The organism is Halomonas sp. E19 (assembly GCF_052439355.1).
Classification (GTDB): domain Bacteria; phylum Pseudomonadota; class Gammaproteobacteria; order Pseudomonadales; family Halomonadaceae; genus Halomonas.
Window position 1 is genome coordinate 1,672,156 of record NZ_JBNFWU010000001.1, and the last position, 20,630, is coordinate 1,692,785.

General features: G+C 64.7%; 21 protein-coding genes and 5 pseudogenes. 5 read left to right on the forward strand and 21 right to left on the reverse strand.

Annotation, left to right across the window (positions count from 1 at the left end):
- Positions 1 to 2: 2 nt before the first annotated feature.
- The 4 genes and pseudogenes from dcd to ACUDAL_RS08895 form a co-directional block, all read right to left on the reverse strand.
- Positions 3 to 569: a dCTP deaminase gene (dcd, locus tag ACUDAL_RS08880; RefSeq protein ID WP_444677881.1), complete on the reverse strand. Its 567-nt coding sequence runs from the start codon at positions 567 to 569 to the stop codon at positions 3 to 5.
- A gap of 96 nt (positions 570 to 665) precedes the next feature.
- Positions 666 to 1,468, reverse strand: a pseudogene (gene apbC / locus ACUDAL_RS08885) (iron-sulfur cluster carrier protein ApbC).
- A gap of 170 nt (positions 1,469 to 1,638) precedes the next feature.
- Complete coding sequence (locus tag ACUDAL_RS08890; protein ID WP_444677882.1) at positions 1,639 to 2,778, reverse strand: hypothetical protein; 1,140 nt, start codon at positions 2,776 to 2,778, stop codon at positions 1,639 to 1,641.
- A 135-nt stretch (positions 2,779 to 2,913) separates the two neighbouring features.
- On the reverse strand, positions 2,914 to 3,339 hold the full coding sequence (locus tag ACUDAL_RS08895) for a hypothetical protein (protein ID WP_444677883.1): 426 nt from the start codon (positions 3,337 to 3,339) through the stop codon (positions 2,914 to 2,916).
- A gap of 398 nt (positions 3,340 to 3,737) precedes the next feature.
- Between ACUDAL_RS08895 and ACUDAL_RS08900 the strand changes: the two genes are divergently transcribed.
- The 3 genes and pseudogenes from ACUDAL_RS08900 to ACUDAL_RS08910 all read left to right on the forward strand — a co-directional run bounded on the left by ACUDAL_RS08900 (position 3,738) and on the right by ACUDAL_RS08910 (position 6,012).
- Positions 3,738 to 4,217 carry a serine hydrolase gene (locus ACUDAL_RS08900; RefSeq protein WP_444677884.1) on the forward strand — a complete coding sequence of 160 codons (480 nt, stop codon included), beginning with the start codon at positions 3,738 to 3,740 and terminating at the stop codon, positions 4,215 to 4,217.
- Complete coding sequence (locus ACUDAL_RS08905; protein WP_444677885.1) at positions 4,172 to 4,699, forward strand: hypothetical protein; 528 nt, start codon at positions 4,172 to 4,174, stop codon at positions 4,697 to 4,699. Before ACUDAL_RS08900 ends, ACUDAL_RS08905 begins: the two co-directional genes overlap by 46 nt.
- A gap of 402 nt (positions 4,700 to 5,101) precedes the next feature.
- Positions 5,102 to 6,012 (forward strand): annotated as a pseudogene (locus ACUDAL_RS08910) (YihY/virulence factor BrkB family protein).
- Positions 6,013 to 6,045: 33 nt separating this feature from the next.
- Here the strand turns inward: ACUDAL_RS08910 and ACUDAL_RS08915 are convergent.
- Positions 6,046 to 7,416, reverse strand: a complete 1,371-nt coding sequence (locus ACUDAL_RS08915) for a glycosyltransferase family 2 protein (RefSeq protein WP_444677886.1) — start codon at positions 7,414 to 7,416, stop codon at positions 6,046 to 6,048.
- A gap of 9 nt (positions 7,417 to 7,425) precedes the next feature.
- Positions 7,426 to 7,650 (reverse strand): HEAT repeat domain-containing protein, encoded by a 225-nt coding sequence (locus tag ACUDAL_RS08920; protein ID WP_444677887.1) that lies wholly within the window; start codon positions 7,648 to 7,650, stop codon positions 7,426 to 7,428.
- A 609-nt stretch (positions 7,651 to 8,259) separates the two neighbouring features.
- Here ACUDAL_RS08920 and ACUDAL_RS08925 point away from each other — a divergent pair.
- Positions 8,260 to 8,460, forward strand: coding sequence for a hypothetical protein (locus tag ACUDAL_RS08925; protein WP_444677888.1), 201 nt, complete (start codon positions 8,260 to 8,262; stop codon positions 8,458 to 8,460).
- 84 nt (positions 8,461 to 8,544) lie between these two features.
- Here the strand turns inward: ACUDAL_RS08925 and ACUDAL_RS08930 are convergent.
- From ACUDAL_RS08930 to ACUDAL_RS09000, 15 genes and pseudogenes are all read right to left on the reverse strand, one after another.
- Positions 8,545 to 9,313 (reverse strand): annotated as a pseudogene (locus tag ACUDAL_RS08930) (YaiO family outer membrane beta-barrel protein).
- Positions 9,314 to 9,328: 15 nt separating this feature from the next.
- On the reverse strand, positions 9,329 to 9,538 hold the full coding sequence (locus ACUDAL_RS08935) for a response regulator (RefSeq protein WP_444677889.1): 210 nt from the start codon (positions 9,536 to 9,538) through the stop codon (positions 9,329 to 9,331).
- Positions 9,522 to 9,716, reverse strand: a complete 195-nt coding sequence (locus ACUDAL_RS08940) for a hypothetical protein (RefSeq protein ID WP_444677890.1) — start codon at positions 9,714 to 9,716, stop codon at positions 9,522 to 9,524. The genes ACUDAL_RS08935 and ACUDAL_RS08940 overlap by 17 nt, the downstream gene beginning before the upstream one ends.
- Complete coding sequence (locus ACUDAL_RS08945) at positions 9,716 to 10,318, reverse strand: sensor histidine kinase (protein ID WP_444677891.1); 603 nt, start codon at positions 10,316 to 10,318, stop codon at positions 9,716 to 9,718. The genes ACUDAL_RS08940 and ACUDAL_RS08945 overlap by 1 nt, the downstream gene beginning before the upstream one ends.
- A 183-nt stretch (positions 10,319 to 10,501) precedes the next feature.
- A complete protein-coding gene (locus ACUDAL_RS08950; RefSeq protein WP_444677628.1) occupies positions 10,502 to 11,821 on the reverse strand; it encodes an IS1380 family transposase in 1,320 nt (439 codons plus the stop codon).
- A gap of 144 nt (positions 11,822 to 11,965) precedes the next feature.
- Positions 11,966 to 12,988, reverse strand: coding sequence for a CHASE3 domain-containing protein (locus ACUDAL_RS08955; protein WP_444677892.1), 1,023 nt, complete (start codon positions 12,986 to 12,988; stop codon positions 11,966 to 11,968).
- Positions 12,985 to 13,209, reverse strand: coding sequence for a lipopolysaccharide assembly protein LapA domain-containing protein (locus ACUDAL_RS08960; RefSeq protein ID WP_444677893.1), 225 nt, complete (start codon positions 13,207 to 13,209; stop codon positions 12,985 to 12,987). Before ACUDAL_RS08960 ends, ACUDAL_RS08955 begins: the two co-directional genes overlap by 4 nt.
- A 112-nt stretch (positions 13,210 to 13,321) precedes the next feature.
- A complete protein-coding gene (locus ACUDAL_RS08965; RefSeq protein WP_444677894.1) occupies positions 13,322 to 13,969 on the reverse strand; it encodes a HupE/UreJ family protein in 648 nt (215 codons plus the stop codon).
- The gene (gene ureG, locus ACUDAL_RS08970; RefSeq protein WP_444677895.1) at positions 13,962 to 14,600 is read right to left on the reverse strand and encodes an urease accessory protein UreG; all 639 of its coding nucleotides are present in this window, start codon (positions 14,598 to 14,600) and stop codon (positions 13,962 to 13,964) included. The genes ACUDAL_RS08965 and ureG overlap by 8 nt, the downstream gene beginning before the upstream one ends.
- A 276-nt stretch (positions 14,601 to 14,876) precedes the next feature.
- Positions 14,877 to 15,611, reverse strand: coding sequence for an urease accessory protein UreF (locus tag ACUDAL_RS08975; protein WP_444679346.1), 735 nt, complete (start codon positions 15,609 to 15,611; stop codon positions 14,877 to 14,879).
- Positions 15,589 to 16,134: an urease accessory protein UreE gene (gene ureE / locus ACUDAL_RS08980; protein WP_444677896.1), complete on the reverse strand. Its 546-nt coding sequence runs from the start codon at positions 16,132 to 16,134 to the stop codon at positions 15,589 to 15,591. Before ureE ends, ACUDAL_RS08975 begins: the two co-directional genes overlap by 23 nt.
- 249 nt (positions 16,135 to 16,383) lie before the next feature.
- Positions 16,384 to 18,099 (reverse strand): urease subunit alpha, encoded by a 1,716-nt coding sequence (gene ureC / locus ACUDAL_RS08985; protein ID WP_444677897.1) that lies wholly within the window; start codon positions 18,097 to 18,099, stop codon positions 16,384 to 16,386.
- A complete protein-coding gene (locus ACUDAL_RS08990; RefSeq protein ID WP_444677898.1) occupies positions 18,096 to 18,464 on the reverse strand; it encodes an urease subunit beta in 369 nt (122 codons plus the stop codon). The genes ureC and ACUDAL_RS08990 overlap by 4 nt, the downstream gene beginning before the upstream one ends.
- Before the next feature lie 10 nt (positions 18,465 to 18,474).
- Positions 18,475 to 18,776 (reverse strand): annotated as a pseudogene (locus tag ACUDAL_RS08995) (urease subunit gamma).
- A 17-nt stretch (positions 18,777 to 18,793) separates the two neighbouring features.
- Positions 18,794 to 19,688: pseudogene (locus tag ACUDAL_RS09000) on the reverse strand (urease accessory protein UreD).
- Positions 19,689 to 20,061: 373 nt separating this feature from the next.
- Here ACUDAL_RS09000 and ACUDAL_RS09005 point away from each other — a divergent pair.
- Positions 20,062 to 20,619, forward strand: coding sequence for a phosphoribosyl-AMP cyclohydrolase (locus ACUDAL_RS09005; protein ID WP_444677899.1), 558 nt, complete (start codon positions 20,062 to 20,064; stop codon positions 20,617 to 20,619).
- Positions 20,620 to 20,630: the final 11 nt, after the last annotated feature.

Consider the following 20,630-nt stretch of genomic DNA (forward strand, 5'->3'; position numbering starts at 1 on the left):
GATTAGGTACGGGGCAGAGTCACTCCCCTCTGCCCCATATACTTGCCGCCGCGGTCCTTGTAGGAAACCTCACACACCTCGTCCGACTCCAGGAACAGCATCTGAGCCACGCCCTCGTTGGCGTAGATCTTGGCCGGCAGGTTGGTGGTGTTGGAAAACTCCAGGGTCACATGCCCTTCCCATTCCGGCTCCAGCGGCGTCACGTTGACGATGATGCCGCAGCGAGCGTAAGTCGACTTGCCCAGGCAGATGGTCAGCACGCTGCGCGGGATACGGAAGTACTCCACAGTGCGCGCCAGCGCAAAGGAGTTGGGTGGAATGATGCAGACGTCGCCCTTGATGTCGACGAAGCTCTTCTCATCGAAGTTCTTCGGATCGACCACCGCGGAGTGGATGTTGGTAAACACCTTGAATTCATCGGCACAGCGTACGTCGTAACCGTAACTGGAGGTCCCGTAGGAAATCACCCGCTGATCGTTCACGTAACGCACCTGGTCGGCTTCGAAGGGTTCAATCATGCCTTCCCGCTCGGCCATGCGGCGGATCCAGCTGTCGGGTTTGATGCTCATGGGACGTCCTGAAAGAAGTGCCGAAGAATGATAGATGTGGGGCCGCCATGATAGCGGCCCCGCAGGCGGGCGTCACGGCCACGCCACCGTTGCCGCTCAGTCGCTGAACGAGATGCTCGGCCCTGCTTCGGGCGAGTGCCCCTGCAGCGTGTCGGCGATCTGGCGTGCCATGTCGCGGAAGGTGGCGGTTACCTCTCCTCCGGCTCGGCAATTACCGTGGGCCTGCCGCCATCCGCCTGCTCGCGAATCGACAGCGCCAGCGGCAGCCTGCCCAGCACACGGGTATCGTATTCGCCGGCGATGCGCTCGCCGCCGCCCTCGCCAAAGATCGGCTCGGCGTGCCCGCAGTTGGAGCACACGTGCAGGCTCATGTTCTCCACCACGCCCAGCACCGGCACGTTGACCTTGCGGAACATCTCGATGCCCTTGCGCGCGTCGAGCAGGGCGATGTCCTGTGGGGTCGTGACGATGACCGCACCATCTACCGGCACCTTTTGCGCCAGGGTAAGCTGGATGTCCCCGGTGCCCGGCGGCATGTCGATGAACAGCACATCGAGATCCTGCCAGGCAGTCTGGGTCAGCAGCTGCTGAAAGGCTCCCGCCACCATCGGGCCGCGCCAGACCATGGGTTCGCGCGTGTCGACCATGAAGGCCATCGACATGGCCTGTACGCCATGAGTCTCCAGTGGCCGAAACTTGTTCTCGCCGGCCTGCTGAGGGCGCACGCCTTCCGGTACGCCCAGCATCTGGGCCTGGCTTGGGCCATGGATATCGGCATCCAGAATGCCGACGCGGTAGCCCTCGGCCACCATGGCCAGCGCCAGGTTCACGGTAACGGTGGACTTGCCGACACCACCCTTGCCGGATGCCACGGCCACGATATGCTTGACCCCTTCGATCACGACTGACTCCTTGGTTGCTACGTTGGCAACGTGCCTTGCAGGCGCGTACGTGCCTTGCTCTGGCGACAGTATAACGTGCCTGGCCCCTCGCCGAGGGCCCGATAGCCTTGGCCTGAAACGACGATGCGGCGAGCCGAAGCCCGCCGCATCGTGTTCCGCTGGACGAATCAACCGCGCTCGGCGGCTGCCTCGGTTTGTTGCTGCTGGGCCTGCGGCTCCTGCTCTTGCTGGCCCTGCTCGCCCTGCTGCTGGCCCTGCTCGCCCTGCTGCTGGCGCTGCTGCTGACCCTGCTCGCTCTGCTGCTGCAGGTTCTGCTGTGCCGGCAGCTCCAGCTCGGCCAACGCTTCACGCCACTGGGCCAACTGGGTCTCGAGCTGCTGCAGCTGCTGCTCGCGACGCTCGATCTGACGCTCGAGCTCCTCTAGCTGGCTGCGCCCCTCCTCGATCTCGCCGGCCAGCGACTCCTGTTCCTGACGGGTCTCCTCCAGCTCGCTCATGGCGGCGCTGCGCTCATCCCTAACGTTGCCCACCTCACGCTCAACCTCGGTGCGCCAGGCTTCCAGCGCCTCGATGTCATTTTCCATCGCCTGCAAGGTCTGCTCACGCTCATTGAGCGCCTCGCTCAGCGCATCGAAACGCTGCTGGGCCGCCTCGGTCTCCTGGCGCAACTCCTGCAGGCTCGACTCAGCCTGCTCACGCTGCTCTTCTGCTTCGCGGCGGGCGGCCTCGGCCTGCTGGCGCTCTTCCTCGACGGCCTGGCGAGCGGCTTCGGCTTCCTGACGCGCATCCTCGGCATCCTGGCGAGCCGTCTGGGCATCGCTGCGCGCTTGATCGACCGTTTCGTAGTCGCTGCGCAGCTGTGTAACCGTTTGCTCCATCTCGGTAATTTCAGCCTGACGCGACTCCACTTCAGCGTCGAGCTCACCGCGCTGCCCCTGCAGCTCTTCAAGCTGCTGCTGGGCCTGCTGCGCCTCGGCCTGCAGCTGCTCGAGCTGGGCGCGTGCAGCCTCCTGTTCTTCACGCATGGCGTCTTCTGCCGCCTGGCGCTGCTGCTCGAGGTCATCGAGACGGGCCTGCAGGGCAGCGATATCCTCGCCTGCCTGATCGCGCTCGCTCAGTTCCGCCACCAGGCGACGCTGCTCTGACTGCGCGGCGGCCAATTGCTCTTCGAGAACGGCACTGCGCTCACGCTGGTTGCTGGCACTGTTATGGGCAAAGATCGCCCAAAGAATGGCAAGAATCGCTACAGCCACCACCCCCATGACGCGCCTGTCCTTGTAGAGTGGGCTCTCGGTTGTCTCCGACATTGGGCAAGTCCCTCTTGCTGGTCGATATGAGCTTACCGCGCAGGGGCGGCAGCGCTGTTGTGTTCACAGTCAGCATACATAGCGAAGTGGCCGGGCGAAAGCTGCGGCAAGGCGCCTCCGGGGAGCGTGTGCCGGTCAGGGCGCGGCTTCGATGCGCCAGTTGGAGAGCCAGGGAGACCCCTTCACCTCGACATCCAGTTGGCGCAACCATTGGGCAACCACCAGATTCGATTGATGAAGCGCGGAGTAGTCCCGTGGGTAGGGCACGAAATACAGTCCGTAATCCTCGCTGAAGACAGGCTCCATGCGCGCCCGTGCGAAGTGCGTATCCAGGGACTGCTGCAGCGCTATGACAAGCTCGGCGTCGGCCTGCAGGGAATAGATCGTCTCGATGCCCTCGGGTGCCAGCCGATCAAGATGGGAATGGGGCGAGTCGATGTCACCGTGTAGGGTCCGTCCGATGCCGCTGCGGGTCGGCCAAAGCATGGCAGCAACCCCGCGCCACACGCCTTGCCTGCCTTCGACATACCACTTCCATTCGCCATAGCTGTACCGGGCCACCCCCTTCTCGATGAGGCATGACCAGGCTCGCATGGCGACCATGGTCCAACAGAAAGATCTCGACAGGCGCCTCGAGCGTATCCACGGGCGGCGGGGATACGCGCCCGGCACAGCCAACCAGCAGCAGCGTCAGCAGCAGCAGGAAGCGGAGATCATGGCCCATGGCAACCCCGTTCGTTCAGTTGTCAGAATGCCTCTTCCGGCACAAGATGGCAGTAGGAACCGGGTAACTGCAAGGCGACATCGGCACAAGGCACCGTGACCGGATGTGACCAAGGAGGACACAGCATGTCGAGCCCAAGCGTAAGCGCGTTGCATCGAATCCATTTGTCCCGGGCTCTGCTTCCCTGGCCCTGGCGGGCCTGCTCCTTGCGGGACTCGCGGTTACTACCGCTCCGGTGCATGCCGCCGAGCGCCTGAGCCACAGCATCCTGACCCGCACGAGCGAAGCGGCCGAACGCATCGAGCGCCTGCATACCCTGGTCGTGGCCGAACAGGGCGAGATCGTACTGGAGCGAACCTACAACGGCCCTCCCGCTACCCAGCCGGTCAATATCAAGTCCTTGTCCAAGACTGTACTGGCCGCCCTGACCGGAGCCGCCATCGCCGACGGGCTGATTACCGGCGTCGACCAGCCCGTCGTCGAGCTGCTTGGCCCCTTGGTACCCGATGATACCGATCCTCGCGTCGAAGAGATCACCGTAGGACACCTGCTGTCGCTCCAGGCCGGGTTGGAGCCCACCTCGGGGCGCCACTACGGGGGTGGGTGGCGAGCCGGAACTGGGTGGCCAATGCCCTCTCCCGCCCCTTCGTTGATCGGCCCGGGGGTGAGATGCTCTACTCCACCGGCAGCAGCCATATCCTTTCGGCAGCGCTGACCCAGGCCAGCGGCGAAAGCACCCTGGCCCTGGCCAGGCGCCTGCTGGGCGAGCCGCTCGGCATCACCCTTCCAGCCTGGCCTCGCGACCCACAGGGTATCTATTTCGGAGGCAACGACATGGCGCTCTCGCCTCATGCCTTGATCGCCCTTGGCGAGCTGTATCGGCACGATGGAAAGATCGGCGATACACGGGTGCTGCCCGAGGGTTGGGTGGAAGCTTCCTGGCAGCCTCGTGGCACGTCACGCTGGACGGGGGACCGCTATGGATACGGCTGGTTCATCACCACCCTGGAGGATACGCCGGTCTACTATGGGCGAGGCTTCGGCGGCCAGGGGCTCTATGTGATTCCCGCCCGTGCCTTGACCGTCGTGTTCACCGCCGACCCGCACCCCGACACCGCGGGCCAACGTTTCTCGCAGGAGCAGCTGCATCGCATCGTGAGCCTCCTGCTGCAAACCGAGACACAGAACGGAACATGACGGTGACCCGCTATCAGCCCCCTTGCCGATCACACGGCCAGTCAAAAGCATGGCCGGGCGGGATTACCGCACCGGCCATGAACTCCGGGTAGGGCAGTGTCGCTCCGTGTCAGCGCAGGCCCAGCATCGACAGGATGAACAGAACCACGACGATCAGGCCAATGATATAGATGATATTGCGCATTACAGCTCTCCTTGCTGTCCGGATGAACGGGGGCCGGCATGGCAAGCGCCACGCCTGCCGTCAGCCACCAGTGTAGCGAACCTTCAGCATCCATCCAGCGAAGCGGCTCGCTTGTGAGCCTCCGGGTTCGGTAATACCTTGTTCAGGAAAGGATTAAAGCCTGAGTTCCAATACGGATTCAAAATGGGCCAAAACGCATACAGGGAGTTACCGTCCGCATGACCCGATTCAGCGCGTTGCTGGTCCTGATGCCGCATGTGGCGCGCTTTCTCTGGCGCGTGCTGGCCGCCTTTCTGCGCAATCGGGGGCTGCTGCTGGCCGGTGGCGTCGGCTACAACATCCTGCTTTCCATCGTTCCGCTGTTCGCCCTGCTGACCGTGCTGTTGACCCAGGTGTTCAACGAGGCCCTGCTGCTCGAAGTGATCGGTGTGCAGGTGCAGCACCTCGCCCCAACCCATGCCGAAGTCTTGCTCGACGCGGTACGCGCCCTGCTCGACTCGCGAGACATGATCGGCCTGTTCGGCATCGTGGTGCTGCTGGTGTTCAGCTCCTTCGTGTTTCGCATGCTGGAAGACGCGCTGGCGATCATCTTCCATGCGCCGGAAGTGCCGCAAAAGCGCAGCCTGTGGGTGTCGGTGCTGCTGCCCTATCTGTTCATGCTGGTACTGGGTGCCGGCCTGCTGGCCCTTACCCTGCTGGCGAGCCTGGCCGCGGCCATCGATGCGCTGTGGCTGGCTATCGTCGGGCGCCACATGCCTTTCGCCGGTCTCTCCGACCCGCTGCTCAACCTGTTCAGCTTCATCGGCGTGTTCCTGCTCTTCAGCGCCATCTACAAGGTGCTGCCGGTGGTCAACATCGCACTCCGGCGGGCGGTGGTGGGCGGGTTCGTAGCCGCCCTGCTGTGGGAAGGGTACGCCTGCTGCTGATGTTCTATTTTGCCAACCTCTCGTTCGTCAACGTCGTCTACGGCTCGCTTGCCACGCTGATCGTAGTGCTGCTCACGCTGGAAATCGGTGCCGTGATCCTGCTGCTGGGCGCCCAGGTGATCGCCGAACTCGAGCACAACGCCAGGCGGGGCCTGCCGTGGTATGTCGACCCTCGACGCCAGCCGGTATCGCGGGTGGACTAACGGCTTACTGCCCCCACTGGCCGCTGCGCTTCATCACCCCCACTGGTGCTTGCGCCGCGCAAACCACTGCCACAGGCCGCGGCAGCGCCACAGCGTGTTGAGCTGGCGATAGCCGAAGTTCTCCAGCACGGCGACGAGAAACAGCCGCAGCATGTCCCGGCGCCTCTGGTAGACACGAAACGACAGGGTTTCCAGCAGCAGACCGTTGACCGACAGCAGGATGCCCATGCCGATAGCCACCAGCAGGAACACGGTCAGGGCCACCGGCGAGATGATTCCCATGGCGAATCCGCCGAACATGAAAGCGTAGCCGGCCAGTTCGACCAGCGGCCCCAGCCATTCGAACAGCGCCATGAACGGCCACGCCAGGCGCCCCGGCGCACCGCCCCGCCGGCCGAACGCCAGCCGCACATGACGGCTCAGGCTTTCCGCCAACCCGCGCTGCCAGCGGCTGCGCTGGCGACCCAGCGTCCCCAGATCCTCCGGCGCCTCGGTCCAGCAGATGGGATCGGGCAGGTAGCGAATGCGATAGGGAATCTTGCGCTCGCGGTGGTAGCGATGCAGGCGCACCACCAGCTCCATGTCCTCTCCCACCGTGGTGGTGCTGTAGCCGCCCACCTCGGCCACACGCTCACGGTCGAACAGGCCGAAGGCTCCGGAGATGATCAGCACCGCATTGAGCGGCGACCAGCCCAGCCTGCCGAACAGGAACGCCCTGAGGTACTCGACGATCTGGAAGCGTGCCAGCAGGCTATCCGGGATTCCCGCCTCGAGCAGAAAGCCACCGCGGACCGTCGAGCCGTTGGCAATGCGCACCGTCCCGCCCGCGGCCACGGTGCGCTCGTCCTCAAGAAACGGCTGGACCACACGCAGCAGGCTGTCGCGCTGCAGGATGGAGTCCGCATCCACGGCACAGAACAGTCCATGGCGGGCAGCATTGATCCCGGCATTCAGCGCATCGGCCTTGCCGCCGTTGGCCTTGTCGATCACCTTCAGGTTGGGGTAGCGACGGGAGCGGTAGATGCCCCGAACCTCCTGATGCGGCACGCTGCGTCGCAGCGGCTCAGGATATGGCTCAAGCTCGAAGGCCTCGACCAGCACCGCCAGGGTCTCATCCTTGGAACCATCGTTGATCACTACGAGCTCGAACTCGGGGTACTGCAGCTGCAGCAGCGAGAGCAGCGAGGTGCGTATGGTGGCCGCCTCGTTGTAGGCAGGCACCAGTATCGACACGGCGGGCTCGAGCCCCAGATAGGGCGCCAGCTCCCCCAGTTCAGCGCGCTGGCGCATATAGCGCCGCAGGCTCACCATCGAGAGCAGATTGAGCGCCAGATAACCGCCGTTGAGCAAAATGAAATAACCAATGAAACCGACCTGCCCCCACCACACCCAATCGATGCCCATGCGCTCTCCTCAACGACGCCGCTCGGCAATGGCTCGCCTCAGGGCATCCTGCCCATAGCGATCCGTCACGTCTTGCAGCCAGGCCTCAATGTCGGCGTCAGCCATACCAGGCAGCTCGACCAGGGCATCAGCGGCAGCCTGACGCACCCACCAGCTGGCGTCGGCCAACCGCTCGAGGAGAAAAGGAACCTCATCCGGCCCCGCTTGGCGACGCAGCGCCTGAACCGCCGCCAAGCGGACCTGAGGGAGCTGGCCTCCAACCAGCGCAGGAGTAGCGCCCTGTCACGCGGATCACGGCGCTTCCCCAGACAGCTCAAGGCGGCACAGAGGGAAACCTCCCTTCCTTCCTGTGTACTGAAGCCCTCGGCAAGCAGGCGACTGGCCCAGGGGGCCACACGATTAGGCTCCGCCCAGACCAGCAGCGATGTCAGACGTAGCGGTGGATCTTCTCCTTCGACGAGTTGCGATAGCAGAGGGCCGCTGACTGACGCCGGGCCAGCCTGACGACACAGCGCCTCGAGACGTGGTAGAGCCCAGTCGTGGCGCAGCTCTACCAGCGGGATGATGCGCTGCATAGCGCGGTCAGAATCCATCGCCACCAGGGTTTGCGCCGCGGTCAGCGCCACCACCGGGTTGCTGTCGTCCACCAGCGGCGTCACCTCCGCCCAGTAGCGCGTATCAGCCAGGTATTGCAGACAGCTTAGCGAGAGCAGCCGCCGATGGACGCCACGTCCACGCAGCAGCCTCACCACGCGACTGCTCATGCCGATGCCTTCGAAGAGCGCATTGAGGCGCTGCTGCGACGGCCCACGTACCTGGCGTCGCAGCCGCAGCCACAGCAACATGAACCAGATCTCCTGCTGCCTGCCGCGTGGCGGCCAGGGCAGCGCATCGCCATGCGCCATGCTCCATGCAGCGAGACGCGGCCGCCACTGCTCGGTGAACGCCTGGCGGCGACGCTCGCGCCGGCTGGCCAGCTCGGTCAGCACCAGCACCTGCAGCATGACCGCCAGGGTCAATGCGGCCAGCGCCATGGCGCTGTAGACGGCAAAACGCAGCACCGGGTCCTCGGGCGGCGTGGTCAAGACTTGAACTGCCTGGTACAGCAACTGCGGCAGCGCCGCCAGCTCAGAAGGCATATCTCACACCCAGCTGAACGCCGAAGCGGTCGTAGAGATCACCCTGACGGATCGCCCCGAGCTCCCAGCTCAGCGCCCAATTCTCTTCGAACCAGTGGCGACCAAGCAGCGCCGCGGAGGCCACATCCGTGGTCGCCACCTCACCGCCGGGCAGTCCCTCTTCCTCACGACCCAGGGCGCCGCGCACCCCCACCGAACTGCGTTCGCCGTAGTAGTAATCCAGCGCAACCGCATGCCCTACCGGGGTGCCGGCCACATCCACGTCACTGACATTGAGGGTGTAGGCACCGCGCCAGTTGCCCCAGTAGCGCTCCATGCCCAGGGCCAGCCTGTCGACCTGGGAGCCCGCGTAGCGGGTGCGCCGCAGGCTGGCACTGCCCACGTAGCCTCCCCAGCACGCGCTGAACGCGCAGGTCGGCATGCCATCGGGCAAGAAAATCGGCCGAAAACGTGCGCCCCACCTCGGGCTGCACGACCCAGGCCTCGCCCAAGGGCACGGCAGCCCCCGCTAGCAGTGCTTCATCCCACGTGCCATAGCGACGCTCCCGGTGCAGTGCCCCGTACCAGGTCGGTTCGCCCCGCTGGGTCGACTGCACATCGAGCCGCTGGGTCAGCCAGTCGTCGAAACCGCTGTCCAGCGCATCGTAGCGCAGCGAAGCTTCCACTTCGGTGCGCCGCTCCTGAGCCTGTGCAGCGCTGGAGAGCGTCGACACGAGCAGCAGCGCCCCGATCAGCCCCCACGACAGCAGATCGGGCATCCACCCTACCTTGCATCAACGCCTCCTCATGAAACGACGCAGCCGAGCCAGCAGCTCCTCCGGCTGGAACGGCTTGGTCACGTAATCATCGGCACCGAGCTCCAGGGCCCGTACCACGTCAGTCTCACGCGCCTTGGCGGTGAGCATGATAACGGGCACGTCCTGCCAGGCCGGCAGTCGGCGCAGGTGCTCCAGTACTTCAAGGCCGTCATGGTAGGGCAGCATGATGTCGAGCAGCGCCAAATCGACCGGGGGTGTCGGAGAGGAGTTCGATCGCCTGACGACCGTCTGGCGCGTGCTCCACCACGAATCCCTGGCGCTCGAGCAGAAAGCGAATCAGAAAGGCAACATCCTCCTCGTCCTCCGCCAACAGGATTCGAGGCTTGTGGTCGCTCGTGGTCATCATGTCGATTCCTTAGCTTGTTTTGTGTATCGACCGTCCTTAGGCAAGGCAGGAAAGCGCACCTGGAACTCCGTACCGGCCTTGGGCACCGAGGTAAACCCGATCTCACCGCCCATGGCATGGACCAGGCCTCGAGTGATCGCCAAGCCGAGTCCAGTGCCGCCGCTGCGTCTGCGATCTGAGCTATCCGCCTGGGCGAAACGCTCGAACACGCGCGGTTGAAACTCCAGCGGAATTCCATCGCCGCTGTCAGACACCGCCACCTCCCACCAGTCGGCCCCCGCATGTTTCACCAACCTGACGATAATGGTCACGGTGGCGCCTGCCGGAGAGTGCTTGCAGGCATTGGAAATCAGATTGGCAAGCACCTGGGAAAAACGATGCGGATCCAGCTCGAGCTCAGCTTGGGTTACGACAAATTCATGCTGCAGCTTGACGCCAAAGCTCTCGGCATACGGCGTGTTGTCGACCAACGCCTGTTCGACCAGTGCCAGCAGATCAACCTGCTGCAGGTGAACCTTCAGCTGACCTGCTTCAAGCTTTTCGATATCGAGTATGTCATCAATCAGACGCACCAAACGCTGACCATTCTTATCGGCCACCTGTACTAACAGCCTAGCCCGGATGTTGCACCGGGTCAGTCAGAAGTCCCCAGATGCCAGGCTCGGTGGGGATAAAAGGGATCTGGGGTGGAGTTTGGCTGCTTTTTGATCAAGTTCCTGTGCTCAGGGCGCACCTCCCCCACCCCCATGTCTTTTCTGTGCCGGGGACAGCACGCCGCGACGCTATCCCGGCACCAGCTTGCTGGCCAACATCAGGAAGAGGTCCTGCTCCGGATACTGGCTGTTCAACATCAGCCGAATGGTCCGTGTGTTGCGAGTGATGACGGCGCCGATCTTCAGCAGCTTCAGGCGGATGGTGTTGACCTGGGCTTGGGCGAAGGCGGTGCGCTTAAGGTAAATCCGACGCAGCCGCTCCAGGAGCAGGTAGGCCAGCCCCGAGAGCAGCAGTCGGTACTGATTGGACCACCATTGGTGGCAGCTGGTGCGGTCTGAGAACAGGAGCTGCTGCTCCTTGATGCGGTTCTCCATCTCGCCTCGGGCGCAGTAGCGGTGGTCGTAGAGCCACTCTGCGCTGCAGCCGCGCAGGTTGGTCACCACGTAGCGGGTGTTGAAGCCACGCCAACTGGTCTCGGATTTGACGACCACCTTTCGTCGGCGCTTCTTCCAGCTCTTGGCGGCGTACTCGATGAAGCCGAAGACTCGCTGCTTCTCACGGGTCTTCTCGAAGCGGATAGCTGACTCGTAGTCGATATCCAGGGCTAGCTTGGCCAGCCGCGGGTTGCCGGCGAGGCCGACGATGTAGTCGACACCGTGGCGCTCGCACCAACTGAGGATCAGCGGGCGGCAGAAGCCGCTGTCGCCGCGGAATACGACCTTTACCTCAGGCCACGCCTGGCGCAGCCGCCGAACCAGCAGGGCAAGAATGGCGCCGGCGTGGTGGGCGGCATCTCGGTAGGCCGGGCGAAGGTAGCTGACCAGCAGCTGATCGCCACAGAACACGAACAGCGGCAGAAAGATGTAGTGGTTGTAGTAGCCGTTGAAGTGCCGCCCGAGCTGCTGGCCGTGCACCCGGTCGTCGGTGGCATCGAAGTCGAGGTAGAGCGGCTTCTTGGGTGGCCGCCGGAACGAGCGGATGAACTGCTCGATCATTTCCTCGTGGATGGTGACCGCCCAGTCCCGATCGGCTTGCTGCTCGAAGCGACACAGCGTGGACTGGCTGGCCAGCACGCCGTCGGTATCGACGGCGGTCTGCAGGGCGATGTCGTGACGCAGCGCCTGGTGGTCGTTGAGATCCTCGTAGCCCAGCGCCAGGCCAAACACGCGCTGCCGAACCAGGGTTTCGGTGCGATGCAGGCAGCGTTGAGGATCGCGGTCATCACTCAGCCGGCGAGCGATAGCGCGGGTCAGGCCCATCTCGCGGTCGAGCTGCCGCAGCAGCAGGATGCCACCGTCAGAGGTGACCTCGCCGCCATCGAAGCTGGCGGTGATCTGACGGCCTTTGCAGCGTGGAAAGGTGGCGGTGGGCGTGGTACATTTTGTCATGGCGGCTGTGTCGGCTAATTCTTGGTTAGGCTCTTGAATTATAACCGATTTTCAGCCGCTTTTTCATGCCTGGTGCAATATTCGGGCTAGCATCGTCAGTCAACTCACCTGCGTAACCCTGCTGCAGCATGCTCAATGCCCCTTTCACCGCCGTGAGCGGGTGCGCAGCTCATGGCTGACGGTAGCGATGAATTCTGCCTTCATGCGCTCCATCTCCCGACGCTGAGTGATGTTGCGAGCGATCACAAGATGCTCATCGTCCCAGGTAGGAAGCATGCGTACTTCAAACTCGGCATCGTAGGGGTCATGCCAGACGAAACTATGCAGCAGCTCTTCGGTACCGCTGCTCTCCAGATGCTCGTGTAATTCACGCACGAAAGCTTCCGAAACTGGCATATCCCCCACCAGTCGCAGGACACGCCTATCATGATCGATCACATAGAGGTCATCAGGCATGGCGTGTAGAAGAGCATGGAGCCTTGCCTCGCGATGCTCGGCACGTTCGAGCAACAGGCGTCGAATGGTGAGCACGCGATTCAGGGCACCAAAGGCCGCCAAAAAGAGGATCACCACGAACACGATCCCGATGATGCCCACCGTTCTTGCCCGAGCAGCCTGCTCAGCGGCACGCGCACTCTGTACGGCCAGCCGCTCACGCTCGTCCCGTTTGAGGGGGTCGAGGATGCCGTGAATTTGCGCCATGGTCTGACGCCCTCCGGCAGCCAGAAGCCGCAATGCGGCCGCTTCCAACCCGTCGCTCCCACGCACGGCAATGTTGTTCTCGGCAATACTCACCCGGCGCTCGATCAATGCCGCAAGCTGGGCCAACCGATCATTCGATAGGCGCTGTTTCGCTTCCAGCCGTTCGAGTAGCAAGCTGCGCTCGGCGTCGAGCCGCTGCCGAGCGCTCTGGTAAGGCACCAGATAGTCGCTGCGCCCAGTAATGACGAAACCCCGCTCGCCAGTTTCCACTTCGAGCAGGGAGACTTGGAGATCCTGGATGGCCGTGATCAGCGCGAGGCCTTCATCGACCGCTTCATGGGTGACAAGCAGGGCTTGCTGAGCCCTTCCTGCCTGTAGCGCAAGAACGATCAGCAGCATGAAGGCAAACAGCGAGGCAAGGCGATGCAGAGCAACGGCAGAAAGTCGATTCACCACCCGGCTCACCTCGTAGATCGCTGGCGATCCTTGCGCAGTCGGCTCAGCAGATGGAACAGCGACTTGCCGCTGAGCATGCCGAATAGATAGATACCCAGCAGCAGAAGCGCCAGCGGAATGCGGGCACTCCACGTCAGGAAACGCACTTCGACCAGCACGATGTTCTGCACGAAAAGAATCACAACCAGCAGCGTGACGACGATCTTGAGCGCCAACCAAAGCGTATCCATACGCCTCTCCTAGCTATTTTCTTTTCAAGCTGCGCGGTTGAGCCTTCCATGTCAACTTTTTGATATAGCGCCGCCCCCGGCATGAGCCCAGGGCGGCGCTGACGACCGAGTATCAGCCGAAGGCGAACAGCGCCCCTGCAGCGGCGATCGCAACGCCCAGCGCCCGCAGGATACGGTTCTCACGCGCCATCAGGCACGCCCCCGCCGCACGCCCTGCGTAGGTGATGGCCAGCGTCGCCAGGGTGAAGCCGGCCAGATAGGCCAGCATGGAGGCACCGTGGGGCATCTCGCTGCCATGGGCATGGCCGTGGAACAGCATGAACAGCACGACCACACCCGCCCCCACCAGCGTGGGTACCTTGACCAGCGCCGCGATCAGCACCCCTGCCAGCAATACCGACATGGCGATGCCGAACTCCACGCCCGGCAATACCATGCCGGCCCAGGCCAGCCCTGCTCCCAACAACATCCCGCCCGCGGCCAGAGCCGGCGCAGCAAGGCTGAAGGCGCGGCTCTGACGCAGGCTCCACAGCCCCACCGCCAGCATCGCCAGCAGGTGGTCGAGCCCCAGCAACGGGTGGGCCAGGCCGGCGGCAAAACCACCGCCGTGGACATGGTCGTGCCCCGGGTGGGCCACGGCCAGCCCGGCGAGGAGGAGGAGCATCGGTGCCGCGAGCAGAGCCAGCTGCGTGGATGATGAACAGGTCGTTTTCATGATGGCGATCTCCTGGCCGAAGGTAGTCGAATGGTCGTCAGGCACTGGCCGGCTGGGCCTGGGGCCGGCGCTCCGGCAGCATGCCGCGGTCGAGAATGAAACGGATGATCTCCTCGAGGCCGATGCCGTCGTAGAGATTGGTGAAGACGAACGGGCGTTCGCCGCGCATCTTCTTCGAATCGCGCTCCATCACCTCGAGCGAGGCGTGAACCTGCTCGGCGATGTCGATCTTGTTGATGATCAGCAGATCCGACTTGGTGATACCGGGGCCGCCCTTGCGCGGGATCTTGTCGCCGGCGGAGACGTCGATCACGTAGAGGGTCAGGTCGGAAAGCTCGGGACTGAAGGTGGCCGAGAGGTTGTCGCCACCGGACTCCACCAGTACCAGCTCCAGGCCTGGATGCCGCTCCTGCAGTTCGTCGATGGCGGCGAGGTTCATCGAGGCATCCTCGCGAATCGCCGTGTGCGGGCAGCCGCCGGTTTCCACACCGAGGATGCGGTCGGCCGGCAGCGCCTCGTGGCGCAGCAGGAAGTCGGCATCCTCGCGGGTGTAGATGTCGTTGGTCACCACGGCGATGTCGTAGTGGTCGCGCAGCGCCAGGCACAGCTGCTTGAGCAGGGCCGTCTTGCCGGACCCCACCGGGCCACCGACGCCGACGCGTAGGCAATGTGTCATGTCGTTACTCCTTGTTCATTCTTGAATGCAGCGTGCCTGGACATGGGAACACGCCGACTCACCACACCACGCGACCGAAACCCTGGCCCGACGGCCGGTCTCAGCGGTCGGAAAGACGGCACATCCCTGTGCCGGCTTTCCTCGATCTTCATCCATGAAGATCGACCGCTTCGCTTCGGCCGTCATGCCAGCGGCCGCGCGAGGTGGATTCGCCAGCGCTCCCCATGTCCCCAGTGCGTCATGTACCAATTCACCTGACGCCACGGTTCATCACAATCAACTCCGAAAAAGCCTCGAGTACTGCGTTTCGTGCAACGCGCTGGCCAGCGCCAGGCCGGGCAGCGCAGGGCCGAGCGCGTCGTCACCGAGCGCGAGGGCTTCATCCACCGCGGCGACCAACGCCGGGCGCAACCGCTCGACCAGGCGCTGAGCGGCGGTATGCCCCAGCGGCAACGCCTTGCAGGCCACCGCCAACTGGTTCTCGAGCCAAGCCCAGGCAAAGCCGAGCATGGCCTGGCGCGGTGCCACCCCGCGCACCTGGGCGGTCCAGGCAAACACCGTCACGTAGCCTGCCCCTGCGGTCAGCGCGGGAGTCCCATTCGGCAACTCAGCGGGCAGCAGCCCCAGGCTGCCCAGCAGCCGCGCCAGCGAGGCGCCCAGGCGCGAATCCTCCGCGGCAAGTTCGGCGGTTTCGCGGTTGGCGGCAAGCCAGCCATCCCACTGTGCAATCGCCTCGGCATCCTCATCCGCCCAGGCCTGCTGCAGGCGCGCCAGCACCGGCAGCTCGCAGCGGGTCAGACCGTCGTCGAGCACGCCGGCCAGCCAGTCGCCGAGGCTCGCCTCGTCCTTTACCCAGCCCAGCTCGAAGGCGCTCTCGAGGCCCTGGGAGAAGGCAAAGGCCCCGATCGGCAGCGCCGGGCTGACCAACTGCAACAGCCCCAGCAGCGCCAGGTCGTCGCTCTGGGCCGTGACATTCACGGGGGCCGCCTCACGGGGCATGGTGATGCCCATGACCGTGGTTGTGGCTATGTTCATGGTCGTGGCTGTGATCATGAGCGTGGTCGTGGTCATGACCATGAGTATGTGAATGACCAAGCTGGTTGTAGGCGCCCGGCTCGGGGTCGAAAGGCGCCTCGTGCCGCTCCAGACTCGCCCCCAGCAGCTCGGCCAGCTCCTCCAGCACGTGATCCGGCGGGAAGCGTACGTAACCACCCCGCCAGTCCTCGCCCAGCGCCAGTTGCACGTGGCGATTGCCCAGGTGGTAGGCGAGCCGCGCCAGGGGCAAGCCCGCTTCGACCCGGGCGGTCACCACCGGCTCGTCGGCAGCCCTGACCCGCACGATCTCGCCGCTCTCGGCGCGCAGCCCCTCGCCATGGCGCAACACCGGGCCACGGTCGAGAAACAGCCCCAGATCGCGACCGGAGTCGCTGACCGCCTTGAGCCGACCGCGAATGCGCAGCTCATAGGGCAGCGTGAGGGTGTCGCTGGCCTGGCGCCCCTCAATGGGTCCCAGGCGTTCGATCAGTTTCAGCATTGCGATTGCCTCGTTGAATTCAGGCCCTGGGCCATGCCGGTGACAGGCCGCACCCCGCCGAACCACCTCGCGCGACCGCTGGCAGTCCGGGCGAGACGATGCGGGCGATCTTCATGGATGAAGATCGAGGAAAGCCGGTACAGGGAGGTGCCGTCTTTCCGACCGCAGGAGTCCGACCGGAATGCCAGGGTTTCGGGCGCGTGGCGTGGTGAGTGCGGGGTTGCGAGCATGGCACTATCCTCGAAGGCTTCAGAACAGGTGGTAGCGCTGCGCCAAGGGCAGCTCGGTAGCCGGCTCGCAGGTCAGCAGCTCGCCGTCACAGCGCACCTCATAGGTCTGCGGATCGACGCTGAGCTCGGGGCAGGCGTCGTTGAGCTTCATGTCGCTCTTGCGCACCCCGCGCACGTTCTTGCACGCCACCAGTGGGCTCGCGAGCCCCAGCCGCTCGCCGACGCCGGCGTCCAGCGCCGCCTGGCTGACGAAGCTCACGCGGCTCTTGCTCGCCGCGCGGCCGAAGGCACCGAACATGGGACGGTAGTGCACCGGCTGCGGCGTGGGGATCGAGGCGTTGGGGTCGCCCATCGGCGCCGCCGCGATCATGCCGGCCTTGAGGATCAGCGCCGGCTTGACGCCGAAGAAGGCGGGGCTCCACAGCACCAGGTCGGCCAGCTTGCCGACCTCGATGGAGCCCACCTCATGACCGATGCCATGGGTGATCGCCGGGTTGATGGTGTACTTGGCCACGTAGCGCCGGGCGCGGAAGTTGTCGGCGCCCAGCGCCTCGTCCTCCGGCAGCAGACCGCGCTGCACCTTCATCTTGTGCGCGGTCTGCCAGGTGCGACACACCACCTCCCCCACCCGCCCCATGGCCTGGGAGTCCGAGGCAATCATCGAGATCACCCCCATGTCCTGCAGGATGTCCTCGGCGGCGATGGTCTCGCGGCGAATGCGCGAATCGGCAAAGGCCACGTCCTCGGGAATGTTCGGGTCGAGGTGGTGGCACACCATCAGCATGTCGAGATGCTCGTCGATGGTGTTGATCGTGTAGGGTCGCGTCGGGTTGGTCGACGATGGCAGCACGTAGGGCTTGGAACAGGCGATGAGAATATCCGGCGCGTGACCGCCACCGGCGCCCTCGGTGTGGTAGGTGTGGATGCCACGCTCCTTGAAGGCAGCCAGGGTGTCTTCGACGAAGCCCGACTCGTTGAGCGTGTCGGTATGGATGGCGATCTGCACGTCGTAGCGCTCGGCCACGCTCAGGCAGGTGTCGATGGAGGCCGGCGTGGTGCCCCAGTCCTCGTGCAGCTTGAGGCCGATGACGCCCGCCTCGATCTGCGCCTCAAGCGCCTCCGGCAGGCTGGCGTTGCCCTTGCCGAGCAGGCCGATGTTCATCGGCAGCTCGTCTACCGCCTGCAGCATTCTGCCGATGTGCCAGGCGCCCGGCGTGCAGGTGGTGGCGTTGCTGCCGGTGGCAGGCCCGGTGCCGCCGCCGAGCATGGTGGTGATGCCGCTCATCAGCGCCTCCTCCACCTGCTGGGGGCAGATGAAGTGGATGTGGGCGTCGATGCCGCCGGCGGTGAGGATCTTGCCCTCGCCGGCGATGATCTCGGTGCCGGGGCCGATGACGATCTCCACGTCGGGCTGGGTGTCCGGGTTGCCCGCCTTGCCGATGGCCGCGATGCGGCCCGCCTGGATGCCGACATCGGCCTTGACGATGCCCCACCAATCGAGAATCAGGGCGTTGGTGATCACCGTGTCCATCACCGTGGCGTCGGCGCGCTGGCTCTGACCCATGCCGTCGCGGATCACCTTGCCGCCGCCGAACTTCACCTCTTCGCCGTAGTGGGTGGCGTCTCGCTCCACCTCGATCCACAGCTCGGTGTCGCCCAGGCGCACCCGGTCGCCCACGGTGGGGCCGTACATGTCGGCATAGGCCTGCCGGCCGATCTTGTTAGGCGTGCTCATGACGGGTCTCCATTCGCTGCGTCGCCGGATGACGATTTGCGCGCGGGGGCGGGCGCGATAGAGAGCGGGCCCATCACCTCACCGCGGAAGCCGTAGATGTGCCGGCTGCCGGCAAAGGGGATCAGCGTGACGTCACGGGTCTGGCCCGGCTCGAAGCGAATCGCCGTTCCCGCCGCCACGTCCAGGCGAAAGCCGCGCGCCTTGGCACGGTCGAAGACCAGCGCCGGGTTGGTTTCGGCGAAGTGATAATGGGAGCCGACCTGGATCGGCCGGTCGCCGGTATTGGCCACCTCCAGCGTGATCCGCTCGCGCCCCGCGCAGAGCTCGATCTCGCCGCCCTTCAGCTGATACTCACCAGGAATCATGGATGGCTCCTTACACAATGGGTGAGTGGACAGTCACTGGTTTGGTGCCGTCGGGAAAGGTGGCCTCGACCTGCACTTCGTGCACCATCTCGGCGACCCCTCCATCACATCGTCGCGGCCGAGGATCTCGCGACCGTAGCTCATCAGCTCGGCCACGCTGCGCCCGTCGCGCGCACCTTCCATGATCTCGAAGCTGATCAGCGCCACGGCCTCGGGATAGTTGAGCTTGAGGCCGCGGGCCCGGCGTCGTTCGGCCAGCTGGGCGGCGGAGAACAGCAGCAGCTTGTCCTTGTCTCTCGGGGTCAGTTCCATGCGTCTCTCCTGGTGAGTCAGGTGAACCAGATACGGGGCGGATGAGCGGGCACACCGATGAGCAGCGGCCTCAGGCAGGCCCAGGCCTGCCGGCAGATCTCCCAGGCTTCGTTGCGTTCATGGCCGAGGTAGCGCAGCAGCAGTACGCCGTGGCGCACGGTCACCGCCCAGCGCGGGCTCGCCGCGAGCGCCTCACGCAGTGCCTCGATGGCGGCGGTTTCGTCACTGAGACCCAGGGCCCATAAAGTGGCCTGTACGCTGGCGCCGCCCTGCCCCCAGCGACCGGTGAAGCGCGGGTGAGCCGGATCGAGCGGTTGGCGCTCCAGCCACAGTGGCTTGCCGTCGCGATACAGCCGGAAGCGCTGATCGATGCGTCCCGACACATAAGGCAGTCGGCTCGCCGGCCGGCCCAGCGCCAGTACTTCCCAGCCCAGGCAACGCGCCCCCGCATCGAGTTCGATGAGCGTCTCCTGCACGCCCCGCGAGCCATCGAAGGCGATGGTCTCCTGGGGCAGCCATTCGAGAATGCCGTGCTGCGATACCCTAAGACTGGTGCGCTGTTCCCAGCGCCACGCCGTGGCTGTCGGCCCGGTAGAGCTTGTTGGCGGCAGGCGTGGTCAGCAGCGCATGTGCTTGCGGCTCGACCCGCGCTGAAATGCTCAAGGCATCGCCGCTGACCAACCCGCCGGGTGGATGCAGCAAGTAGACGTGGCAGGCGCCATCTCGCCCTTCCGGGTAGAAAGGCCGCTGCACTCGTAGCGGGCCGCGGTGGCGCGCCTCGACCATACGCGTGCGCCCATCGCGGCAGTCGAAGCCGAGCGTCAGCGACGCCGCCCAGTGACGCTCGGCATCGAAGCGATGGCCGGAGTGCGGCGCTGGCTTGGCGAAAGCGGAGGTGGCGAAAGCGGTCATTGGCGGCTCGTTCAGCGTATCTGCCCAGAAGTAGCAAGGCCCGTACCACAGCCTGAGCACTCTCTTTAAATTGTTTATTATCAAAAGCTTGAACAACACCCACCCAAGACCCGAGACACATTCTTGCCACATCGAGGTGCAGCTGCCGGCGCTCATTTGCATCACGCCGGTGCAGCTGCCCGAACAGTCGAACCACGATGGTGCATGAGCAACAGCACAGCGAGCGGTTCGAGCGCAGCAGGCCGCAGGGCAGCCGAATAAGGGGAAAAACCGTGGAAGCGCCGACGGCCGCAATGGCTTCGCCGCAGGGCTGCGCTAGAGTGACAGCGCATTTTCGAATGTACTGTTCACCTAACCGAAAGGAGAATTCGTGATGTTCAAGACGACGATTGCCGCTGCCGCCCTGGGTCTTGGCATGAGCGCACTGGCCAGCGCCGCCCCAGTCACTCACCTGGGTGGCGACATCACCGAGGAGCAGGTGCTTGCAGCCCAGCAGGCTTGGGGCGACGCCCTGGTCGCGATCTCGAGCACCTACGAGGAAGAAGGCATCGATGCCGCCACCGCCCTTGCCCGCGACATCATCGACAGCGCGTACGGCTATGCAATGGGGCCAGTGCTGTTCAAGCCCACCCTGGCCGAGGCCCCGCATACCTTCCGCACCACTCCCGAGGGCGCGCTGGCCTACTTCGTCGGGCACGACGAGGACTTCCCCGCCGACAGCGGCTTCGCACTGAAGGGCTGGCAGGAGGTCGAGATCGACAACGCCGCCATCTTCATCAGCGGTGACGTTGCCATGACCCTGGGCACCGTCTCGATTCTCGATGCCGACGGCAACACCACCACCGTCGACAAGACCTGGGGCTACCACCTGGACGACGAGGGAGAGCTGCGCATCGTGCTGCACCACTCCTCGCTCCCCTTCAGCCACTGACCAGGGCGCGC

What these genes read in the sequence shown, in the direction of transcription:
- ACUDAL_RS08925 (WP_444677888.1), top strand. Translation starts at nt 8,260, where the DNA reads ATGAACCAGATCTCCTGCTGCCTGCCGCGTGGCGGCCAGGGCAGCGCA.
- ureC (WP_444677897.1), bottom strand. Translation starts at nt 18,099, where the DNA reads ATGAGCACGCCTAACAAGATCGGCCGGCAGGCCTATGCCGACATGTAC.
- ACUDAL_RS08940 (WP_444677890.1), bottom strand. Translation starts at nt 9,716, where the DNA reads ATGACCACGAGCGACCACAAGCCTCGAATCCTGTTGGCGGAGGACGAG.
- ACUDAL_RS08990 (WP_444677898.1), bottom strand. Translation starts at nt 18,464, where the DNA reads ATGATTCCTGGTGAGTATCAGCTGAAGGGCGGCGAGATCGAGCTCTGC.
- ureE (WP_444677896.1), bottom strand. Translation starts at nt 16,134, where the DNA reads ATGCTGAAACTGATCGAACGCCTGGGACCCATTGAGGGGCGCCAGGCC.
- ureG (WP_444677895.1), bottom strand. Translation starts at nt 14,600, where the DNA reads ATGACACATTGCCTACGCGTCGGCGTCGGTGGCCCGGTGGGGTCCGGC.
- ACUDAL_RS08905 (WP_444677885.1), top strand. Translation starts at nt 4,172, where the DNA reads ATGCTCTACTCCACCGGCAGCAGCCATATCCTTTCGGCAGCGCTGACC.
- ACUDAL_RS08975 (WP_444679346.1), bottom strand. Translation starts at nt 15,611, where the DNA reads ATGGGCATCACCATGCCCCGTGAGGCGGCCCCCGTGAATGTCACGGCC.
- ACUDAL_RS08915 (WP_444677886.1), bottom strand. Translation starts at nt 7,416, where the DNA reads ATGGGCATCGATTGGGTGTGGTGGGGGCAGGTCGGTTTCATTGGTTAT.
- dcd (WP_444677881.1), bottom strand. Translation starts at nt 569, where the DNA reads ATGAGCATCAAACCCGACAGCTGGATCCGCCGCATGGCCGAGCGGGAA.
- ACUDAL_RS08950 (WP_444677628.1), bottom strand. Translation starts at nt 11,821, where the DNA reads ATGACAAAATGTACCACGCCCACCGCCACCTTTCCACGCTGCAAAGGC.
- ACUDAL_RS08890 (WP_444677882.1), bottom strand. Translation starts at nt 2,778, where the DNA reads ATGTCGGAGACAACCGAGAGCCCACTCTACAAGGACAGGCGCGTCATG.
- ACUDAL_RS09005 (WP_444677899.1), top strand. Translation starts at nt 20,062, where the DNA reads ATGTTCAAGACGACGATTGCCGCTGCCGCCCTGGGTCTTGGCATGAGC.
- ACUDAL_RS08960 (WP_444677893.1), bottom strand. Translation starts at nt 13,209, where the DNA reads ATGGATACGCTTTGGTTGGCGCTCAAGATCGTCGTCACGCTGCTGGTT.
- ACUDAL_RS08935 (WP_444677889.1), bottom strand. Translation starts at nt 9,538, where the DNA reads ATGCTGCCCTACCATGACGGCCTTGAAGTACTGGAGCACCTGCGCCGA.